The organism is Enterococcus sp. AZ156, from assembly GCF_051714165.1.
In the GTDB taxonomy this organism is placed as follows: Bacteria; Bacillota; Bacilli; order Lactobacillales; family Enterococcaceae; genus Enterococcus_B; species Enterococcus_B pernyi.
Genome location: NZ_JBIORI010000001.1, coordinates 544,664 through 563,688, shown reverse-complemented (window position 1 = coordinate 563,688; position 19,025 = coordinate 544,664). Strand labels below are relative to the sequence as shown.

Below are 19,025 nucleotides of genomic sequence, written 5' to 3'. Positions count from 1 at the left end.
TCCTTGTTATTCATTTTGGTACTCATGGATCGTCACACCTTTGACTACTCGATTCACCGTTCCTGTCGGTGAAGGTGTGTCAGGCGTATTACCAACTTTGATCGACATCTGAAGAGCAATGATTTGTGCGGTCAAAATCATCACTACGGATAGATAGGCATCGGGTAATTCTAGCGCGGCTGGTTCTAGGAAAAAGTTTGCTCCAGAAAAGTCTCTTTGCGTCGATTGAGCAATGGCTAACACCTTTGCAGCAATAGCATTGCCATTGATTTCTTCCAAAATATCTAAATCATAGTTGCGTGTGTACGCTTGGTTCGTCACAAACCCGATCACTAAAGTTTGCTCATTGACAAAGGATTTTGGTCCATGACGGAAACCCATCGAAGAATCAAAGATCGTCGCGATTTTCCCAGCCGTCAACTCTAAGATTTTCAGCTGTGCTTCCCTTGTGGCACCAGCCAAGCTACCTGAGCCAAGATATGCAACCCGATTGAATGGTACTGCTAACACTTGGATCAGTTCTTGCTCTCTTTTCAGAACATCTTTGCCGATATGGCTCAAGGATGTGACATACTTTTGTTTTGTTTCTTGGTTCGTTTGATCAAACAGCCAAAGGGCACTCAATAACATACATGTAAAGCTACCTGTCATGGCAAAGCCAGCGTCATTTGCTTTTTTTGGCATCAACAACAAGAAATGTTGCGATTGTTTACGTGCGACTTGTGCTAATTTTCCTTCTTCTGCACACGTAATCACTAAATGGAACAACGTATCCACAACTTGATCGGCAATTTTGACTGCTGCCAGACTTTCCGGACTATTGCCACTTCTAGCAAACGAAATCAATAACGTGGGTTGATCAGGAAACAAATACTCTCTTGGAGAAGCAACAATATCGGTCGTACCAAAACTATGAAAAGCAAACCGTTTGGTGTCTCCATGCTCATTCAAGTAAGGAACAAGCGTATCGCCTACATATTGAGAAGAGCCTGCACCGGTAAAGATGACTTGGATTTGTTGCTTGTTTGCCTGTTTTTCAAGTGCATCAAAGAAAAGGGCTAATTCATTTTTCTTCTCTTCTAAGATTTCCACAACCTCTTCCCACAGATCTGGTTGTTGTTTGATTTCTTCTGTAGTGATCCTTGCACCTATTTTTTCTAATTCATCCTTCGACAGTTCAAACATGTTATTTTCCTCCTAGATTACTCCGAACATGACGGATCTTATAATGGAATTGGTCTGCTCTGGCGACACTATCTGTGTATTCGATGATCTCGTTTTTGCTATTGAAGGTCGTCCGTTTCAAATGTAAAATTGGTGCCCCATCGCATATATGCAGTAATTCGGCATCATTTGCGTAAACAATACTGGCATAGAATTCTTCTTCTGCCACTTGGACATGTTGATCAAAATCTTCCAGAAAAACATCATACAAAGGCTTGCTTTCCAAAATCGGCAAATCAAGGCCAAGAAACAGTTTTGCTGGTAAATAAGACCGTTCAACCATCAAAGGGACATCATCCGCTAAACGTAGCCGCTTGATTTTGAAGATTGCTTCTCCTAGATTGAGATTCAATCGTTCAGCCAACTGCTTTGTCGCTGCTTGTTTTTCAAAAGCTAAAATAATCGTTTTCGGTGTACGCCCCAATGCCAACATTTCTTCTGTGAAGCTGTAAGCACCTGCTAAACTCGCTGCTTGATGCGATAAGTCACTGACAAACGTTCCTTTTCCATGTTTTTTATAAATATAGCCAAGTGTTTCTAATTCCTGCAATGCTAATCGAACCGTCGTCCGACTCACACCATAGTACAGACATAACTCTCTCTCAGACAGCAATTTATCATGCGGGATCATTTCTGCTTCAATTCGTTTCTTTAGTACATCAACTAGTTGATAATATAACGGTTTCCCTTTACGAGAATTTTCCATTTCTTTACCCCTTCCAACTGGTTATAACCACAAGACAATCGTAAAGTAATAATAACTACCTGTCAACATAAAAATCGCTTAAAAACCGCTATATAACAACGTTTTCACCAACTATATATAAAAACATTTTAAATACCTCGAAAATACCACTTAAAATAAAAAAACAGCATAAACTTCATAAAAAGAAGCATAAGGCTTAGCCTTAAAAAGCTTGTTTATCCTAGAAAATTTATAAAATAATGAACAAATCCAACGGTTCTTTTTCGTGCATTCCGCTAAATTCCAATGAAAAATAACAAAAAAAAAGAAACACTTCATTTCCCACGTCTAGGCGCTCAAAGTGTTTCTCTTTTGCTATTTCAAGATGACTAATCAACTAGCGACTAATCTTATTTTGCCAAGAAGAAGCTGTCTTCCTCAATACTCCATTTAATTCCTCAATGTTGTTTCTCCCTTGTTCAGCTAGCCATTTTATTGCCGCCTGTCTCCCTTGATCCACAAAAGGTGCCACACCATCTGCCCATGTAGCTCGCCCACATAAAACGCCATTGAACGAAGAGCCAGCGTTTTTGGCAAAATGCAACGTTTCTTGGAATCCTTCGGCACTGACACCTGCACTCAGAAAAATAAACGGTAAGTCAGTGGCTTGGCTTTGCTCGATAAACAAAGCGGATGCTTCTTGCTTGGAATAAATGATTTCTTTTCCAAAACCTTCAACATAAGTCATATTGACAGGTACTTCTACCTTCAAGACATCTACGTTGAACCTCGGCTCTGAGAAAATCTTCATCATTTCAATGACTTTTTTCGGTTTGATCTTGGCATATTCTTTGGAGGTCGTATCTGGGATCGTTGCATCATAAGATAGCAATTCTAAAAAGAAAGGAAGATCTTCCGCCAGACATTCTGAACCGATTCTTTCTACATATGCCTGTTTCCGTTCATTGACTTCTTCGCTTTCGTCTACATCATAGTAAAGCAAGAATTTGCAGCCATCTGCTCCAGCTTCCTTTAGTCTTTTGGCTGACCAAAAAGCTAAGGTATCTGGCAAACGTCCAGGTATCGTTGTATCATATCCTGTTTTCTCATAAGCCAACAATAGTCCAGCTGTCTTAGCGCGTTTTTCAGCAGCGGGCAACCCATATTCTGGATCTAAAAGAATCGAAGAAGCAAAAGGTGTCAATTCTTCGGACACGAGTTCTTTGAAATGGATCAAATCATCCACTTTGACCTCCTCTTGATGTCTCGCCATCATTTTTTTCAATGCGCCTCTTTGGTCAATCGCTAAAGCCCCGATGATCCCGTCTGGATTACTCATGTTTACCAATGCTTGGTATTTCCCCTCTGATACTTTCCTCATTTTTTCAACATCCCTTCTAACTTAGAATCAATCAAGCCAACAATTTCTTCTTGAGTGGAAGCAGTGATAAATGCTTGTTTAAAGCCTTCATCCATCAACATTCGTGCCATTTGTGAAAGAAGCGCCAAATGACTGGTTCCTGCTTCTGCAGCTGGAATAAACAACGCAATCACATACTTGATCGGTTGACCGTCTAAACTATCCCAGGCGACTGCATTCGTTAATTTCAAAATAATGATCGTTGGTTCTTCTATACTTTCACTTTTCGCATGAGGGATCGCAAAGCCATCCATCATACCAGTCGTACCTTCTGCTTCGCGTTGTTTCAAGCCGATTTCGACCGCCTGTTCATTGGTCGCTTTACCTACCTCAACGATTTTTGTTGAAAGAAACGCAAACACCGCTTCACGAGTATTCGCCGCCACATTGGTATAAACAAATAAATTTTCCATCAAATGAATCCTCTCCCTTTCACACACTCAGTGACTTTCTTTTTTGAACCAAGCCTAGTAATACTCCCCCTACAATAGAACCAGCAAGAATCGCAAGAATCCAAAGTAAGCCATGCGTCACTACTGGTAAAACGAGAAATCCGCCATGGGGTGCTGGTACTTGCACGCGAAAGAAATAGGTCAATACAGCGGCGATCGACGAACCAAGCATCATGATTGGCAAGACACGAAGCGGATCTTTTGCTGCAAAAGGAATCGCACCTTCCGTAATATGTGTTGAGCCTAGAATGAAATTCACTAGACCAGCATTCTTTTCGTTTGGCTCGAAGTATTTCCCAAAAAGCAAGACCGCAAAGCCAGTAATCAACGGCGGAGCAATACAGGCTGCAGAAACTCCCGCCATAAAGCTAGTATTTCCTTGTGCTAACAGGGCAGTTCCAGTAACGTAGGCTGCTTTATTGATCGGCCCCCCCATATCGAATGCGCACATACAACCGACGATCACCCCTAATACTAAAGGGCTTGAGTTTTCAAACCCTGCTAGAAAATCCATCATTCCTTCATTGATACTAGCCATCGGTCCTGAAATGACTGTCATGATCAATCCAGTAATCAACACCCCTAGTACGGGATATAAGAAAATTGCCTTTAAACCATCTAGTGTTTTAGGCAAAGGTTGTAACGCTTTTATTAATCCCAACACCACATATCCTGCCAAGAAACCTGAGATAATTCCACCTAAAAAACCTGTACCACCATCTGAGGCAATCAATCCGCCGACAAACCCCACAACCAATCCAGGACGTTTTGCAATTCCTTCAGCAATAAACGCGGAAAGGACCGGCACCATCATACTCATTGCAAAACCACCGATTCGATTCAAACTCGCAGCAAATTCATTGTATTGCGCATTGGCAGGATCGGCAGAATAAATCCCCCATAAAAAAGAAATGGCGATCAAGACTCCCCCACTGACAACAAAAGGCAACATGTGGGAAACACCATTCATCAAGTTCTTATAGATGCTGTGACCAACACTCTGTTGTGCATGTTGTTTTTCCTTATCTCCTTCTGCCATTTCGATTTTTTCAGAAATCACTCCTTCACCGTTTAAAGCCGCAGCAATCAATTGATCGGCTTCTTTGATCCCTTTCGAAACAGAAACATCAATGATCCGTTTCCCGGCAAATCTTTCAGGCTGAACATCTTTATCCGCCGCAATAATCACTGCTTCCGCTTCAATGATTTCTTGATCTGTCAAACGATTTTCTACCCCTACTTGCCCATGGGTCTCCACCTTGATCGTAATGCCTTTTTTCTTTGCTGCCTGTTCCAGTGCTTCTTGTGCCATATACGTGTGGGCGATACCTGTGGGACAACCAGTTGCAGCAATTAATCGATACTTAGCCATTATCTGAATTCCTCCTTATGAATGGTGATTTGTTTTTTCAACTCTGCGACATCGGTAAAATCAGTCAATCCTTTTTGAAACGCAGTCGAGCTACCCGCAGCTAAACTGTCCTTGAAACAATCCGCACTATTTTCTTCTTTGATCAATCCTGCCAGAAAAGTGGCTAGGAGTGTATCCCCGGCGCAAGCGGTATTAACGACTTTTCCTTGCGGGGCGTTTCCTGTCAAACAATAATTTTCGTTCACATAGATCCCACCCGCTCCACCTAATGACAGCAATACATTTTGTGCACCTGCGGCTAATAGTTTCTTGCAATAGTTTACATATTCCGTTTCTGCTATTTCTTCATCAAACCATTCTGCCAATTCCTGCTCATTCGGTTTCAGTAAAAATGGTTGATACTTTAGACATCGTTTAACGATTTTAGCACTCGTATCTAAAATCAAGCGCACTTGATTCTCATGACAGATTTTACTGATCATTACTAAGATTTCTTCTGGTACACCTCTTGGCAGACTCCCAGAAACACAAAGATAATCTCCAGCTGACAAATGACTGATTGTCTCAAGCAATTCTTCCATCGCTAACTGGTCGATTTCTGGTCCACGATTGACCAATTTATATTCACTTGATTCCTCATTCACTTGTGTAAATACGTTGATGCGAGTCATTCCGGGTATAGAAACAAAATGAGCGTCGATTCCTTCCTTCGTCAAGCATTCCTCAATATAAGCCCCAGTAAATCCTCCGCTAAAGCCCAACGCAGTATTTGGTATCCCGAGTTTTTTTAAAATCAATGAAACATTGACACCTTTCCCATTTGCTTGGATATCATCATCGATTGAGCGGTTCACGACATTCGGTTTGAGTTGTGCCACTTCAATAAACAGATCAATCGCCAGATTCATCGTACATGTATATACGTTAGCCACCTGTATCCCTCCTCACTTTATCTACAGTATGGCCTGTTTTTGGATGTACATGTTTTCTAAATAAGCAAAATTTTAGGTAAATGTTTACAAAATAAAACTCATCTAAGTAAGGGTTTACATCAATGGTAGAATAAAAAGAAAAGGGGGAGGACTAAATGGAAACTAAATTAAGCGAGGCAGAACATTTTTTATGGGAGTATATGATGAATCACATCCAAGAAATCCCAAATCTATCAATTATCAAACTAAGCGAACGAGCCAACGTATCCACCACGACCATCGTTCGTACCATGAAGAAAAAAGGGTACGAAGGCTATACTTCTTTTAAGCATCATTTAAAGGAAAAGAAGAATACCACCATCAATTTTGCTACGGTCAATAAAGTAGATGAAGAAATAAAAACCTCTATTCTAAAAAACGAACAGGAAGTCGTGCGTACCATCAATCTATTGGATACAGGGGTAATCGAAGATGCGATTCAAAAAATCTGGAGTTCACAAAGAATCATTATCTTTGCCAGAGGATTTTCAGAAATGATTGGAGAAGAAATACAAACAAAATTCCAACTACTCGATAAGTATTGTGTCCTTCATACCGATCCAAATATCATCAAAACCGTTAGTCGCAAATTGCACAAAAAAGATGTCGTTCTTTTTATTTCCTTAAACGGTGAAACAGAAGAACTCGTAGCAGCAGCGGAGAATTGCTACCGCGAGGAAATCAGTTCGATCCTGATCACCGCCTCACGGGAAAGTCGCTTGAACCGATTAGCAGAATTATCTTTGATCGGCTTCAAATCCGAAATCTCTTTTTTCCCTGAATATGAAGTCCGCTCTCGCCTGCCACTTTCTGTGATTGCGCGGATCTTGCTGGATTCGTATGCGATACGGGTGAAGAAGGGGGATTGAGGAACAAGTATAAGAAGCATCAATCACCGAAAATGTGAAGTTTTTTCGGTGATTGGTGCTTCTTTACGAAAGAGTTCATTCAATTTTATTTACGTTTGATTCATGACGTTCATCTACATTCATGTCTTGTCATAATGCCAAAACAAAACAAATAATCGAAACTACAACTGTCAAAACAAATTCAACCTTCACTTCCGTTCCATATGTTTGATTCGGTAGATAGATGGCTTTTCGTTCCGATTGATAAGGAATTTTAGGGCGGTTGGGTTGAGCAGACTCAATAAGTATTGATAATAAAATCAGTGTGAAGTAAATAGTATTTTGCTGGGCCGCAAAATAAATACTTGAAGCTAATAAAATTAAACTAGTCCCTTTGAGTATTCTAGCGTAGGTCATTGTTATCTCTCCATTCTATTCTTCTTTTATTTGTAGATTTTCTGTCCTGTTTTCTAACTATTTTCTATTATTTTTATACCTCCATGAGGTTGTGACAGAAGTGTCTAGCTCCGAGAAATAAGCCGAGAAAAACGAAAATTGTTCTTCAAATTTTTGGATTTCTCGGCTTATTTCTGAAGGAGTTACTTCTGGAACACCGTTTATTAAGTTTAAGGTTAGAAACAAAAATGAATTTTATTTTTGTTCCCAATCACTAGATAGGAGGTGAGAACAATTATTTGGCTTACTCGGTTCACCTTCTCTAAAATTCTCATACGATCGATACTTTTATGTATTCATTTTTATTACTAACTAAATAGATGTGGTTCAAATTATTCCTGTTACTAAAAATGATACAATTCTAATTCCAAAATGGAGCAAATCATAAGAACTAAAATCGTGGGAATCAGCGCAAACACCACTTCCGTTCTAGATGTTTGATTCGGTAGATAGATTGAATTTTTTCCCGATTTGTAAGGAGTTTTAGGTTGCTCGGATTGGGTATATTCAATAAATAGTGATAGCATAATCAGTATGGTATAGATCGTATTTTTCATTGCAGCAAAATAGATGCTTAGCGCCAATAAAACCAGTTGGATTATTTTGAATATTCGAATGTAGGTCATCTTTCATCTCTCCATTCTATGTATAAATAGTAACCGATCCCTCTCTACAAATATATATACGTAAAGCACTAAAATATTACTTTAACAAATTAAAATAACTTCCATCTTAATCATATCAAAAAATATCAAAAAAAATTATTACATTCCTAAAAAGCTGTTTTAACAGCATAATCGTCAACATTTCCCTTCAACCCAAACAACTCTTACGAATAAATAAAAAAACGGAACAACAGGCTGAATGTTTCCATCCACCTGTTATTCCGTATTTACTATTACTTAAATTTAGTTTTTACTCCACAAATGGCTCTTCACCTAGTGCTTGTTGTGCCGCTAAGTTTAGTAAGCTCCATTGACGGTCGTGTCCTGGTTGGAAGAAGAAATCTGCTTCTGCCAAGTCTTCGATCGTTAATTTTTGTTGGATTGCTAGTGCTAAGACATTGCCTTGTGCAGTGATGTCCTTCGTTGATAAAACAGCGCCACCTAGCAATTGGTGCGTAAATGGATCATAGGCTAATTGTACAGCTGCTTTTCCGTTCCCAAATTCTTCTGGTACGAATTTTGGACGGATCGTATCTTCATAGAAGGCTGTTTTGATGGCTACGCCAGCGCGATCAGCTGTGAAGCTGTTCAAGCCACTTGCAGCAAAATGATAGTCAAACACACGTAACGCAGATGAGCCGACTAAGCCACCAAATGGTTTGCTTGGTGTTTGTTCAAATAAGTGTTGAACGACATAGCGTGCTTCTCGACGTGCAACTGTTGCTAATGCGATCGGCACTTTTTTGCCTGCTGGGATCGAATAAGCAAGTGTTGCATCTCCTACTGCATAAACATCAGGTAAGTTTGTTTGTAGGTATTCATCTGTGATGATCCAGCCACGTTCATCTAAATCAACGATGCCTTTCAACCATTCGGTATTCGGTTTGACACCGGCAGCTTGGATGATCAAATCTGTTTCGATCGTGCCACTGTCTGTTTCGATGGCTGCGACTTTACCGTCACCTGTGAAGGCTTTGATATTCACGCCAGTTTTGATGTTCATGCCTTTTTCTTTTAAGTGCGCTTCTAAGATATCTGTCATTTCCTTATCTAAGTAAGTACCTAAAGGACGATCGATCATATCTAATAACGTTACTTCTTTCCCTGCATTCAAGAAAACTTCTGCTGCTTCGATCCCGATGTAACCTGAACCGATCACAGCTACTTTTTTCACTGCTGGGTCTGTCATGCGTTCTTTGATTTTCGTTGCCCAATTATAGCCACGCATCAAATATACATTTTCTAAGTCTGTTCCTGGAACAGGTAATGAGTTTGGTTTAACACCTGAACTCAAAATCAATTTATCGTAAGCATACTCTTCTGTATGTCCATCTTCTTTACGTGTAACTGTAACGGTTTTTTTATCTGCATTGATTGTGTTTACTTCGTGGTTATTTAATATCGCCACATTTGGTTGTGGAAAGTTTTCCGGTCTGAAATTACGGACATCATTCACACTAGTGACTTGATCCTCTAAATATAATTCCATGCCGCATGACATAAATGAAACATAGTCGCCTGCTTCAAACAAGGTGATATCCACATTTTCTCCGTATCTAGATAGTAATTCTAAAATGGATTGATGCCCTCCATGTGATGCACCGACAATAATTACTTTCGTTTTTTCCATTGACAAAACCCTCCTCATAACAATTGTTTAGAATCATTCTAAACAATTTTACGATATCATTCTAAGAATAATAATGCAAATGAAAAGGCTTGCCTAAAAATTTTATTCGTTATTTTAATATTATTTTTTTAATTGTGCTAAAAATGTGCCGATACGTTTACACGCTTCTTGTAGGTCATCCATCCCACTTGCATAAGAGATTCGGATAAATCCTTCACCTTCCGGTCCAAAAGCTGAGCCAGGGATACAGGCAACCTTACCTTGTTCTGCGAGTGCTAAACAAAAATCCCACGAATTCATCTGGATTGTTTCTGGTAAGCGACAGAACAAATAAAACGCACCATCAGGTTGAGAGATTTGAAAACCTAATTCCGTAAGTTGCGGCAATAGATAATCTCGGCGTTCGACGTAGCGGGCCTTCATTTTTTCCCCTTCGTCCATACTCGTTGTCAAGGCTTCGACCGCAGCTTTTTGAGAAATCGTTGTGGCAGAAGTAACTAAATATTGGTGGACCTTGATCAATTCATCGATCACTGGTTTTTGAGCAAAGAGAAACCCAATGCGCCAACCAGTCATGGCATGAGATTTAGAGAGTCCATTCACGACGATCGTTTGTTCAGGCAAGTACGTAGCCATCGAGACATGATCTCCCACGTAGTTCAACTCCGAGTAAACTTCGTCACTGATGACAAAGACTGGGTGCTGGCTTAAAACTTCTGCAAGTTTGCTCATTTGCTCCGCAGATAACAATGTTCCCGTTGGATTACTTGGGTAATTCAAAATCACTGCTTTGATTTCGTCTCCGTATTTGGCAAACGCCTCTTCTAGTTGTTCTGGCTGACAAATAAAGCCAGTGTCTGATGTATCGATCGTGATCAATTCGGCGCCTGCTAGATCAACAATTGGTTGATAGCCGGGATATGCAGGTGCTGGGATCAATACTTTATCCCCTTCTTCTAAGACCGCTAATAAAGCTGTCGCGATCGCTTCTGTGGCACCGATCGTTGTTAGTACTTCCGTTTGCGGATCATAAGAAAGACCGTAACGTTCTTTTTGGAAGAAACAAGCTGCTTCACATAATTCTGGTAAACCTCTCATCCCGGTATAATGAGAATAGTTTTCTTTGATGGCTGTGATCCCTGTTTCTTTGACTGCTTCAGGTGTTGAAAAATCTGGCTCACCTAATGTCAATTTGATGATGCCCGGAATGCTTGAGATTTGCTGATCGAACATACGGATCTGCGAGACTTCGATTTTAGCCAGCCTTGGATTAAAACGATGGTGTAGATTCATAGACTTCTCCCCTTTTGGTTACTATCCTTATTTTTTCAGAAAAGTTCCTCGGTGTAAAGGATTGTTTGGTACCATTCCAATCCTTTTTCTAAAACAGCCATGTCGAAATCAAAGGTGGCATCATGCAGGGCTGGTGTATCACCTACACCTAAGAAGAAAAAGACACAAGGATAGTGTTCCGTATAAACACCAAAATCTTCTGCTTGTAAGACAGGCTCAGCCAACTCATGTAATAACTCTGAGTGGGCAAGTGCTGCATACAACTGTTCATCGTTACGTACAGCAGGATACCCATCGTTATAACGAAATGAGATTTTCGCTGGGGAAGTTTGTTGGAATTCTTTTGCTAGTCGTGCTAGTTGCATCTTTAAGTCCGTTTGGGTCTTACGACTGTATGAACGAATGCTGCCTGAGATCACGACTTCATTGGCTAAGACATTGCGGATCGTCCCACCTGTAATCTGACCAAATTTCAAGAGATGTTCAAGGTTTTCTGGCAGAGATTCATCAAAGTCATAGACTTGTTTCATAAAACGCACAGCTGCTTCTAGACTGTCGATGCCTTGACTGCTTGAGGCGATATGCGCAGATCTGCCTTGGACGATGATATCTGTTTCACTACTTTGCGCCATCAACGCACCTGGTCGTGAAAATACTTTTCCTTCTGGCAAGCCTGGCCATAAATGAAAACCAAAGATTGCCTGTACCTTGTAATGTTCCAACCACCCAGAACGGATCACACTATCTGCCCCGCCAGCAATTTCTTCTGAGGGTTGAAAAATCAAGACGATATTGTGCCGCATCTCTTGACGGTGCGTGGCAATATAATCGGTCAATCCTAAGAGCATTGCCATATGACCATCATGTCCGCAGGCGTGCATGAATCCTGGGTGTGTAGACGCAAAAGGTAACCCTGTGGCTTCAGTGATGGGCAACGCGTCGATATCTGTCCGAAAAGCAATCGTTGTGTCTTGTTGCTGATCAAAATAAACCAACAAGCCTGTCTCATCGATTTCATGGATCACGCCACCACAGTTTTTGATTTGTTCGTAAAGGTATTCTTTCGTTTTAAATTCATGAAAGCCAAGTTCAGGAATTTGATGTAACGCCATTCGGTGTGTTGCCAACATGTCGCCTCACCATCCCTTCATAGATTCCTTTTACCACGGTTTCATATTGTGTATTGGGTACGCCGATGATCAAATTCAACTCTTGCGCACCTTGCGATAAAATCGAGGTCCTGATTTCTAACTCATTCAAAATCGATAATACTTTTCCAGAAAGTCCAATTGGTTCCTTATGTGGGCCACCTACAACAGAAATCAAAGCCAAGTCTTCGATGATCTCGATTTCCTCTACGCCTAATTCCTCACGTAATTCTTTCGTGATCAAAAACAATTTATCCATGATCAATTCCGCCGAAACGACGACACCGATATTATCGATGCCAGAGGGGATATGCTCGATCGAGATGCCATGTTTTGCAAAAATACTCATGGCTTTCCAAATAAAACCGATCTCGTCTGACATATGTCGTTTGAACAAGGTGATTGAAAGAAAGTCTTTTCTTCCTGCAATCCCCGTCAATCCATTTTCTTTTTCGACTTCATGATTTGAGATTTTTGTTCCATGATCATTCGGTCGATTCGTATTTTTGATTTGGATCGGGATATCAGCTTCTTGTACAGGAAAAATCGCGGATTCATGCAAGACATTGGCACCCATATAAGCCATTTCTCGTAATTCACGGAAAGAGATCTCTTCAATTACTTTCGGTGAGTCAATGATTCTTGGGTCTGCCATCATGATGCCTGAAACATCCGTCCAATTTTCATAAAGATCTGCCTGTAAGGCACTTGCTAAAACGGAGCCGGTAATATCACTGCCCCCACGACCAAGTAATTTTTCTTTTCCTGCTGGGTTGGCACCATAAAATCCTGGGACGATCAACTTTTGGTGTTTCTGGTACATCTCGCGTACTGCTTGCTCTGTACGCGGAAAGTCGATGCCTCCTTCATAATCAAAGTAGATCAGCTCACTTGCGTCTGCAAAGGTATACCCTAAATATTCCGCCATCAATTGCGCAGTCAGATACTCCCCACGACTGACTAAATAATCGATCGTCACTTTTTCCTGTTTTAGATGTGTTTCGATCGTGGTTAATTCTTTTTCAATCGGAAAGTCGAGTGACAGAAGATCCCTAACTTGAATAAAACGTTGTGTGATCCGTTCCCATAGTGGCGTCCAATCAACCTTATGTTGAAGATACGCATGGATCAAATAGAGTAAATCGGTCACTTTATCGTCTTCATCGGTTCTTTTTCCTAAAGCGGAAACGACAACGACTTCTCGATTAGGATCAGCTAACACGATCTCACGGACTTTACGGAACTGTTCTTCATGAGACATCGAGCTTCCACCAAATTTTGCGACTTTCATGAAAGGACCTCCTCTTGTAGAAGCGCCAAAGCAATTTGCACCGCGTTAGCCGCAGCGCCTTTGCGAATATTGTCAGCCACGGTGTAAAAGAGTAAGCCATTTTCAACAGAGAGGTCGTGACGAATACGCCCAACGTATACTTGGTCTGTGCCTCTTGCTAATGTACTTGTGGGATATTGGTGTTCTGCTAAGTTATCGACAACCAAAATCCCTGGAAACTGACTGAAGCAAGCACGGATTTGTTCCAATGAAAATTCCTTTTCTAACTCAACAGCAATCGAGACACCATGGCCATTTTCAATCGGTATACGGACACAAGTCGCAGATACAGGCAAATCTGGTTGATGCAAGATTTTTTTCGTTTCATTGATCATTTTTTGTTCTTCTTTGGTATACCCATTTTCCATTGGGCGATCGATTTCTGGAATGACCGTTTGACTGATGTCATGGGGATAAAAAGTTGCTGGTTCACCATTTTTTGTCGCCTGTAGATCAGCGATTCCCTGTTGCCCTGAACCTGAAACAGCTTGATACGTCGTGTAATTGACACGTGTCACACCAAAGGTATTCTGTAGTGCTTTCAGTGGTAACACGGACTGGATCGTCGAACAATTTGGGTTGGCAATCAATGGATCTAACGTATGATCCTCTAGATTTACTTCAGGGACGATCAACGGGATCGTAGGATCTTCTCGCCACGCTGAAGAATTATCGATGACTACTAAGCCGGCTTGACGTGCAATTGGGCCAAATGTTTGAGACACGGATGCTCCAGCTGAAAAAAGCGCCAAATCATACCCAGAAAAAGAAGTCTTAGTCAGTTCTTCGACAACATACTCTTTTCCCTTAAACACAGACAGACTCCCCGCAGAGCGTTTGGATGCTAAAAGCTTGAGTTTTCCTACTGGAAAATCGTACTCCTCTAATACTCTTAACATAGTTTGACCGACTAATCCCGTCGCTCCGACAATACAGGTATCTATTTCGCGCATGTTTTTCATCCTTTCTTTGTCTACAATTCTCTTAGTGCTGCAATCAATGCGGTATTTTCTTTGGTTTGATCATCTTTTATTTTTAATACACGTGCCGGTGTACCACCAACGACCGTCTCAGGGGCAACGTCTTCTAAAACGACTGCACCTGCTGCGACGACTGCATTCTTTCCAACACGAACGCCTTCGACGATCACTGCATTCGCACCAACTAATACACCATCTTCGATCACTACTGGTTGAGCGGAAGCTGGCTCGATGACTCCAGCTAACACAGCTCCAGCACCGATATGACAATTCTTACCGACAGTCGCACGTCCGCCTAGGATTGCTCCCATATCGATCATGCTATGATCCCCGATCTCAGCACCGATGTTGATCACAGCGCCCATCATGATCACTGCTTGATCGCCGATGGTCACTTGATCACGAATGACAGCGCCTGGTTCGATGCGAGCGTTGATGTCTTTGACATCCAGTAAAGGAACTGCACTGTTTCTAGCAGTTTGTTCTAGTTCGATCGCTAAGATTTTTTCCGCTTCTTTTTCTAGTACCGGCGCGATGTCTTTGTAATCTCCAAAAACGATTGGACTATGCACTTCACCAAATACTTTCGCATTCGGAAACTCGACAGGTTCTGATACATTTAAATAAACTTTGACTGGGGTCTTTTTTTCTGCTGTTTGAATAAAACGAATGATTTCTTGTGCGTTCAACTTAGGCTCCTCCTCTAGGTTCAAATAAATCTTCTAATTGATATGAACCGGCTGACTGCTCGGCCAACCAGATACTTGCTTGAACTGCCCCTTCTGCAAAAATTCGATTTGAAAAGGCTTCGTGCTTCACTGAAAGAACTTCATCTTTGGTTGCAAAAAGGACTTCATGTTCTCCTGGAAAAGAGCCTGCACGTAGGCTATGGACACCGATTTGTTGGTCTTCTCGTGATTTGTCCGCCCATTGATAGACAGGCGTCAGCTCTCGAACAGATTGTAGTGTTTCTACTAAGCGCTTGGCTGTGCCAGAAGGTGCGTCTTTTTTTTGGCTGTGGTGTTTTTCGATTAATTCGATCTGCCAGCTGGCTAAGTCTTTAGCTGCTTGTTTGATCAAGCGATTCATCACCATAATCCCTAATGAAAAATTAGCACTGTAGAGTACAGGGATCGTTTGAGCTGCTTGGGCGATTTCAGCAAATTGCTCTTCGGTATAGCCTGTTGTGCCAATCACCAGTGGGACTTGGTGAGCTTTGCTGTATCGCAAGATTTTATCCAAACCAGCTGGATGAGAAAAATCGATCATGACTGCTGGTGTCTGATCAAACGATAATTCCTCCGTTGCTTGTAAGGATTCGGTCAAACTCAATGGCTGATGTTGATATTCTTCGGTAACTTCTGCAATTCGCTTACCCATTTTTCCACTTCCGATGATCCCTATATTCATGTGCTTGCCCCTCCGTTTTCTGTTAACAGTGCGATAAGTTGTTGCTTTTTCTCCTCGCCTAATTCAATCAGTGGTAGTCTTAATGGTCCAGCAGGTAAGCCTAAATGATTCATTGCTGCTTTCACTGGAATTGGATTGGTTTCACTGAATAAGGCATTGATCAACGCTAAATGAGTCAATTGTTTTTCTTTTGCTGAAGGACTGTTTCCGTTTAAGTAATCATGAACTACTTCATGGACTACTTTTGGCTGGATATTTGCCCAAACACTGATCACACCGATACCACCAATACTTAGAATAGGTAAAATCAAATCATCATTGCCACTGTATAGTGCAAATGATTCATCAATCAGTTGCGCCACTTCCATTGTATAGGACATATCACCAGAGGCTTCCTTGATGCCGATGATTCGTGGATGCTTCGCTAGTTCTGTTAATACAGGTAACGAAATCGTCATCCCTGTTCGTGACGGTACGTTATATAAGATGATTGGTAGCGAGGAAGCGTCTGCGATCGCTTTAAAATGAGCCAGTAACCCTACATCACTCGTTTTATTATAGTAAGGGGTGATCACTAATAATTGGTCTGCCCCAAGTTCAGCAAAGCGTTGGACTTTCTTGACCGTTTTCGCCGTTGCATTTGATCCTGCACCAGCAATCACTGGGATACGTCCATTGACTTTTTCAACGGTGAATCGTAAGATCTCTTCCTCTTCCTCCTCAGATAGTGTGGGTGATTCCCCAGTTGTTCCAAGGACCAGTAAGCCGTCTGTTTGTTCTTTCAGATGAAACGCAATCAGCTGCTCCAAGCCTAGATAATCCACTGCACCTGTTTCCGTCATTGGTGTCACTAACGCGACAATTGAACCTTTGATCATGCCTCTACCTCCAAATTTTTATGCCATTCATAGGTGGCTGGTCCCGCCATCGTGATCGTTTTATCGCCAGAAATCAGTAAATCGCCTTGCTCTAAATGAATCGTCGCTTGTAAGCCGGAAAGGTATCCTTGATCTCTTGCGACGACATACGCTGCACAACAACCTGTACCACAAGCTAGTGTCCAACCGACCCCACGTTCATACGTGCGGACGATCAATTCTTCTTCATTGACAGATTGGACAAAATTGACGTTTGTTTTTTCTTTGAATAAGGGATGATGGCAGAGTTTTTCTCCAGTCTCTTTGGTTAATTCAGCCAACGCATCTTCAACAAAAACAACTGTATGGATCGTCCCCATGAATAAACTAGTCAGCTCTACCTTTCGCTCATCAATCGTCAGCGTTTGTTTGATGATAGGTGTTGATTGTGCTACGCCTACTTCCTCTGGTTGGTAGTCCGGCGCTCCCATGTCGACTGTGCAATAAAAAGGCTCTCGTGAATGGATTGTCACATGGATCATCCCAGCAAGCGTTTTGACCGCAAATTGTGGCGCTTCAAGTAATTGTTGATCGCTGACATAATTGGCAAAACAACGGATACCGTTGCCACACATCGGCGCACGGCTACCGTCTTTATTGTAGTAGATCATTTCTAAAGGTTCGGTTTTAACAGCAATCAATCCATCCGTATCGTAAGCCGTGGGTGCACATAAGCTTTGAGCCAAATGACTATAGTCGATCGTTTCATCGTAATCTAAGAGAATAAAGTCATTGCCACAACCATTATATTTATAAATATGCATAGACTTCTCCTCTCAATAGATCCGCATAAGTTTGCCGACGCACGACTTCTCTCGACACGCCATCTTTGACAAAAACAACTGCTGGTCGCAGTGCACGATTGTAATTGCTACTCATCGAATATCCGTAGGCTCCTGTGGCATACACTGCCAGAAGATCACCTGGCTCTGCAGGAGGCAACTGTGTTTCTTGGATCACCACGTCTCCTGATTCACACATTTTTCCGGCAACCGTCACTTTTTCTGTTTTTTCAATGTCTAGTTTATTTGCTAAATCACAGGTATATTCTGCTTGATAAAGTGCCGGTCGAATATTATCTGTCATCCCACCATCCACAAAATAATATTTCTTGTGAGGTGTTTCTTTGATATAGCCGACTGTATAAAGTGTTGTTCCGGCTTCACCAACGATACTTCTCCCAGGTTCAATCAATAAGCGATCGATCGTTAAGTTTCTGTCAGCTAGCGTCTGCTCTGTGTGTGTAACCAGATGTTTGACTGATTCTGCAATTGGTAAAGGTGTGTCCGCTTCGGTATAACGGATACCAAAGCCCCCTCCCAGATTTAAAGAAAGCGGTTGTTGAAAATCTTCAAGGTAGGTAACCAGCTGGTCGATCTCAGCCAGCCAAGCAGTCATATCAAAGATTTGTGAGCCGATGTGGGCATGAAAGCCTTCCAATCTAAGAAATTCACTTTGTTGGATACGTGCAATCGCTTGTTGGCAAACATCGCTATCGTAAAGCATGCCGAATTTTGAATCGATATGTGCGGTGACGATGTATTCATGGGTATGTGCTTCGATCCCTACGTTCAATCGCAACATGATCTGTAGCTTTTTCTGATATTCTCGGCTTAACTCTTCCAAGACTTCGACTTCCATCCCATTATCTGCAACAAAATGGCGTATATCATTTTCAATGGCATATCTTAATTCATCAATCGTTTTGTTGTTGCCATGGAAATAAATATCTTCTAAAGGAAATCCAGCTTGTAACGCGGTATAAATCTCCCCACCACTTACGACATCTAGACCTAACCCTTGTTCAGCAATTAGATGGAGTAATTCTACCGTTTGAAAGGCTTTAGACGCATACAAGATCTTTGTTTGAAAAGAATCAGAATCAAAGTTCAGCTTAAACGACTTTATCGTTTCTTCCATCTTTTTTTCATCATACACATATAGGGGTGTTTGATATTCATTTGCTAATTGACTCACTGGAATTTCGCCGATCGTTAATTCTGTCATTCTCTTTTCCCTCTTTTCAAAAAATTATTTTCTCATCAAATTGAAATATCCTTAGATTATAATTTGAATTTTATTTGAATAATATTAAACAAAATTGTTTGAATTGTCTAGTTTAAATCGCTATTTTCAGCAAAAATGTTTAATTTTTCAATTTTATTGCATACAGAAAACAAAAAATAAAAAACTACTATTTATTTTCACATAATTCTCTTAGAAA

19 protein-coding genes are annotated in these 19,025 nt (G+C 41.2%); 1 reads left to right on the top strand and 18 read right to left on the bottom strand.

Features of this window, described 5'->3' with window-relative positions:
- Nucleotides 1-6 precede the first annotated feature (6 nt).
- The 6 genes from IGJ95_RS02745 to pfkB all read right to left on the bottom strand — a co-directional run bounded on the left by IGJ95_RS02745 (nt 7) and on the right by pfkB (nt 6,085).
- The gene (locus IGJ95_RS02745; protein ID WP_010736311.1) at nt 7-1,185 is read right to left on the bottom strand and encodes an SIS domain-containing protein; all 1,179 of its coding nucleotides are present in this window, start codon (nt 1,183-1,185) and stop codon (nt 7-9) included.
- A 1-nt stretch (nt 1,186) separates the two neighbouring features.
- Entirely contained in the window at nt 1,187-1,930 is a 744-nt protein-coding gene (locus tag IGJ95_RS02740; protein ID WP_023519107.1) for a GntR family transcriptional regulator, read from the bottom strand.
- A gap of 376 nt (nt 1,931-2,306) precedes the next feature.
- Entirely contained in the window at nt 2,307-3,290 is a 984-nt protein-coding gene (gene lacD, locus IGJ95_RS02735; RefSeq protein WP_023519106.1) for a tagatose-bisphosphate aldolase, read from the bottom strand.
- Nucleotides 3,287-3,742: a fructose PTS transporter subunit IIA gene (locus IGJ95_RS02730; protein ID WP_062805688.1), complete on the bottom strand. Its 456-nt coding sequence runs from the start codon at nt 3,740-3,742 to the stop codon at nt 3,287-3,289. The genes lacD and IGJ95_RS02730 overlap by 4 nt, the downstream gene beginning before the upstream one ends.
- A 19-nt stretch (nt 3,743-3,761) precedes the next feature.
- A complete protein-coding gene (locus IGJ95_RS02725; RefSeq protein WP_077152070.1) occupies nt 3,762-5,153 on the bottom strand; it encodes a PTS fructose transporter subunit IIC in 1,392 nt (463 codons plus the stop codon).
- Nucleotides 5,153-6,085, bottom strand: a complete 933-nt coding sequence (gene pfkB, locus IGJ95_RS02720; RefSeq protein ID WP_023519103.1) for a 1-phosphofructokinase — start codon at nt 6,083-6,085, stop codon at nt 5,153-5,155. Before pfkB ends, IGJ95_RS02725 begins: the two co-directional genes overlap by 1 nt.
- A 155-nt stretch (nt 6,086-6,240) precedes the next feature.
- On the opposite strand from pfkB, the gene IGJ95_RS02715 reads away from it, so the two are divergent.
- Complete coding sequence (locus IGJ95_RS02715; protein WP_153830434.1) at nt 6,241-6,993, top strand: MurR/RpiR family transcriptional regulator; 753 nt, start codon at nt 6,241-6,243, stop codon at nt 6,991-6,993.
- Between the two features lie 129 nt (nt 6,994-7,122).
- Here IGJ95_RS02715 and IGJ95_RS02710 read toward each other — a convergent pair whose 3' ends face one another.
- The 12 genes from IGJ95_RS02710 to lysA form a co-directional block, all read right to left on the bottom strand.
- On the bottom strand, nt 7,123-7,389 hold the full coding sequence (locus IGJ95_RS02710; RefSeq protein WP_019723856.1) for a hypothetical protein: 267 nt from the start codon (nt 7,387-7,389) through the stop codon (nt 7,123-7,125).
- A 383-nt stretch (nt 7,390-7,772) separates the two neighbouring features.
- Nucleotides 7,773-8,054: a hypothetical protein gene (locus IGJ95_RS02705; protein WP_010736319.1), complete on the bottom strand. Its 282-nt coding sequence runs from the start codon at nt 8,052-8,054 to the stop codon at nt 7,773-7,775.
- Between the two features lie 289 nt (nt 8,055-8,343).
- A complete protein-coding gene (locus IGJ95_RS02700; RefSeq protein WP_010736320.1) occupies nt 8,344-9,723 on the bottom strand; it encodes an FAD-dependent oxidoreductase in 1,380 nt (459 codons plus the stop codon).
- A 120-nt stretch (nt 9,724-9,843) separates the two neighbouring features.
- Nucleotides 9,844-11,016, bottom strand: a complete 1,173-nt coding sequence (locus IGJ95_RS02695) for a pyridoxal phosphate-dependent aminotransferase (RefSeq protein ID WP_023519102.1) — start codon at nt 11,014-11,016, stop codon at nt 9,844-9,846.
- Between the two features lie 35 nt (nt 11,017-11,051).
- Nucleotides 11,052-12,146 (bottom strand): amidohydrolase, encoded by a 1,095-nt coding sequence (locus IGJ95_RS02690; RefSeq protein ID WP_023519101.1) that lies wholly within the window; start codon nt 12,144-12,146, stop codon nt 11,052-11,054.
- Nucleotides 12,106-13,455, bottom strand: a complete 1,350-nt coding sequence (locus tag IGJ95_RS02685) for an aspartate kinase (RefSeq protein ID WP_023519100.1) — start codon at nt 13,453-13,455, stop codon at nt 12,106-12,108. The genes IGJ95_RS02690 and IGJ95_RS02685 overlap by 41 nt, the downstream gene beginning before the upstream one ends.
- On the bottom strand, nt 13,452-14,447 hold the full coding sequence (locus IGJ95_RS02680; RefSeq protein ID WP_438761414.1) for an aspartate-semialdehyde dehydrogenase: 996 nt from the start codon (nt 14,445-14,447) through the stop codon (nt 13,452-13,454). Before IGJ95_RS02680 ends, IGJ95_RS02685 begins: the two co-directional genes overlap by 4 nt.
- A 20-nt stretch (nt 14,448-14,467) precedes the next feature.
- Nucleotides 14,468-15,163: a 2,3,4,5-tetrahydropyridine-2,6-dicarboxylate N-acetyltransferase gene (gene dapD, locus IGJ95_RS02675; protein ID WP_019723553.1), complete on the bottom strand. Its 696-nt coding sequence runs from the start codon at nt 15,161-15,163 to the stop codon at nt 14,468-14,470.
- Between the two features lies 1 nt (nt 15,164).
- The gene (gene dapB, locus IGJ95_RS02670; RefSeq protein ID WP_019723554.1) at nt 15,165-15,884 is read right to left on the bottom strand and encodes a 4-hydroxy-tetrahydrodipicolinate reductase; all 720 of its coding nucleotides are present in this window, start codon (nt 15,882-15,884) and stop codon (nt 15,165-15,167) included.
- Entirely contained in the window at nt 15,881-16,762 is an 882-nt protein-coding gene (dapA, locus tag IGJ95_RS02665) for a 4-hydroxy-tetrahydrodipicolinate synthase (protein ID WP_153830431.1), read from the bottom strand. The genes dapB and dapA overlap by 4 nt, the downstream gene beginning before the upstream one ends.
- Nucleotides 16,759-17,565 carry a diaminopimelate epimerase gene (gene dapF / locus IGJ95_RS02660; protein ID WP_153830430.1) on the bottom strand — a complete coding sequence of 269 codons (807 nt, stop codon included), beginning with the start codon at nt 17,563-17,565 and terminating at the stop codon, nt 16,759-16,761. The genes dapA and dapF overlap by 4 nt, the downstream gene beginning before the upstream one ends.
- Nucleotides 17,552-18,808: a diaminopimelate decarboxylase gene (gene lysA / locus IGJ95_RS02655; protein ID WP_153830429.1), complete on the bottom strand. Its 1,257-nt coding sequence runs from the start codon at nt 18,806-18,808 to the stop codon at nt 17,552-17,554. Before lysA ends, dapF begins: the two co-directional genes overlap by 14 nt.
- Nucleotides 18,809-19,025: the final 217 nt, after the last annotated feature.

What these genes read in the sequence shown, in the direction of transcription:
- IGJ95_RS02745 (WP_010736311.1), bottom strand. Translation starts at nt 1,185, where the DNA reads ATGTTTGAACTGTCGAAGGATGAATTAGAAAAAATAGGTGCAAGGATC.
- IGJ95_RS02690 (WP_023519101.1), bottom strand. Translation starts at nt 12,146, where the DNA reads ATGTTGGCAACACACCGAATGGCGTTACATCAAATTCCTGAACTTGGC.
- IGJ95_RS02715 (WP_153830434.1), top strand. Translation starts at nt 6,241, where the DNA reads ATGGAAACTAAATTAAGCGAGGCAGAACATTTTTTATGGGAGTATATG.
- IGJ95_RS02700 (WP_010736320.1), bottom strand. Translation starts at nt 9,723, where the DNA reads ATGGAAAAAACGAAAGTAATTATTGTCGGTGCATCACATGGAGGGCAT.
- dapF (WP_153830430.1), bottom strand. Translation starts at nt 17,565, where the DNA reads ATGCATATTTATAAATATAATGGTTGTGGCAATGACTTTATTCTCTTA.
- IGJ95_RS02705 (WP_010736319.1), bottom strand. Translation starts at nt 8,054, where the DNA reads ATGACCTACATTCGAATATTCAAAATAATCCAACTGGTTTTATTGGCG.
- IGJ95_RS02710 (WP_019723856.1), bottom strand. Translation starts at nt 7,389, where the DNA reads ATGACCTACGCTAGAATACTCAAAGGGACTAGTTTAATTTTATTAGCT.
- lacD (WP_023519106.1), bottom strand. Translation starts at nt 3,290, where the DNA reads ATGAGGAAAGTATCAGAGGGGAAATACCAAGCATTGGTAAACATGAGT.
- IGJ95_RS02695 (WP_023519102.1), bottom strand. Translation starts at nt 11,016, where the DNA reads ATGAATCTACACCATCGTTTTAATCCAAGGCTGGCTAAAATCGAAGTC.
- lysA (WP_153830429.1), bottom strand. Translation starts at nt 18,808, where the DNA reads ATGACAGAATTAACGATCGGCGAAATTCCAGTGAGTCAATTAGCAAAT.
- IGJ95_RS02725 (WP_077152070.1), bottom strand. Translation starts at nt 5,153, where the DNA reads ATGGCTAAGTATCGATTAATTGCTGCAACTGGTTGTCCCACAGGTATC.
- dapB (WP_019723554.1), bottom strand. Translation starts at nt 15,884, where the DNA reads ATGAATATAGGGATCATCGGAAGTGGAAAAATGGGTAAGCGAATTGCA.
- IGJ95_RS02730 (WP_062805688.1), bottom strand. Translation starts at nt 3,742, where the DNA reads ATGGAAAATTTATTTGTTTATACCAATGTGGCGGCGAATACTCGTGAA.
- IGJ95_RS02740 (WP_023519107.1), bottom strand. Translation starts at nt 1,930, where the DNA reads ATGGAAAATTCTCGTAAAGGGAAACCGTTATATTATCAACTAGTTGAT.
- IGJ95_RS02685 (WP_023519100.1), bottom strand. Translation starts at nt 13,455, where the DNA reads ATGAAAGTCGCAAAATTTGGTGGAAGCTCGATGTCTCATGAAGAACAG.
- IGJ95_RS02680 (WP_438761414.1), bottom strand. Translation starts at nt 14,447, where the DNA reads ATGCGCGAAATAGATACCTGTATTGTCGGAGCGACGGGATTAGTCGGT.
- dapA (WP_153830431.1), bottom strand. Translation starts at nt 16,762, where the DNA reads ATGATCAAAGGTTCAATTGTCGCGTTAGTGACACCAATGACGGAAACA.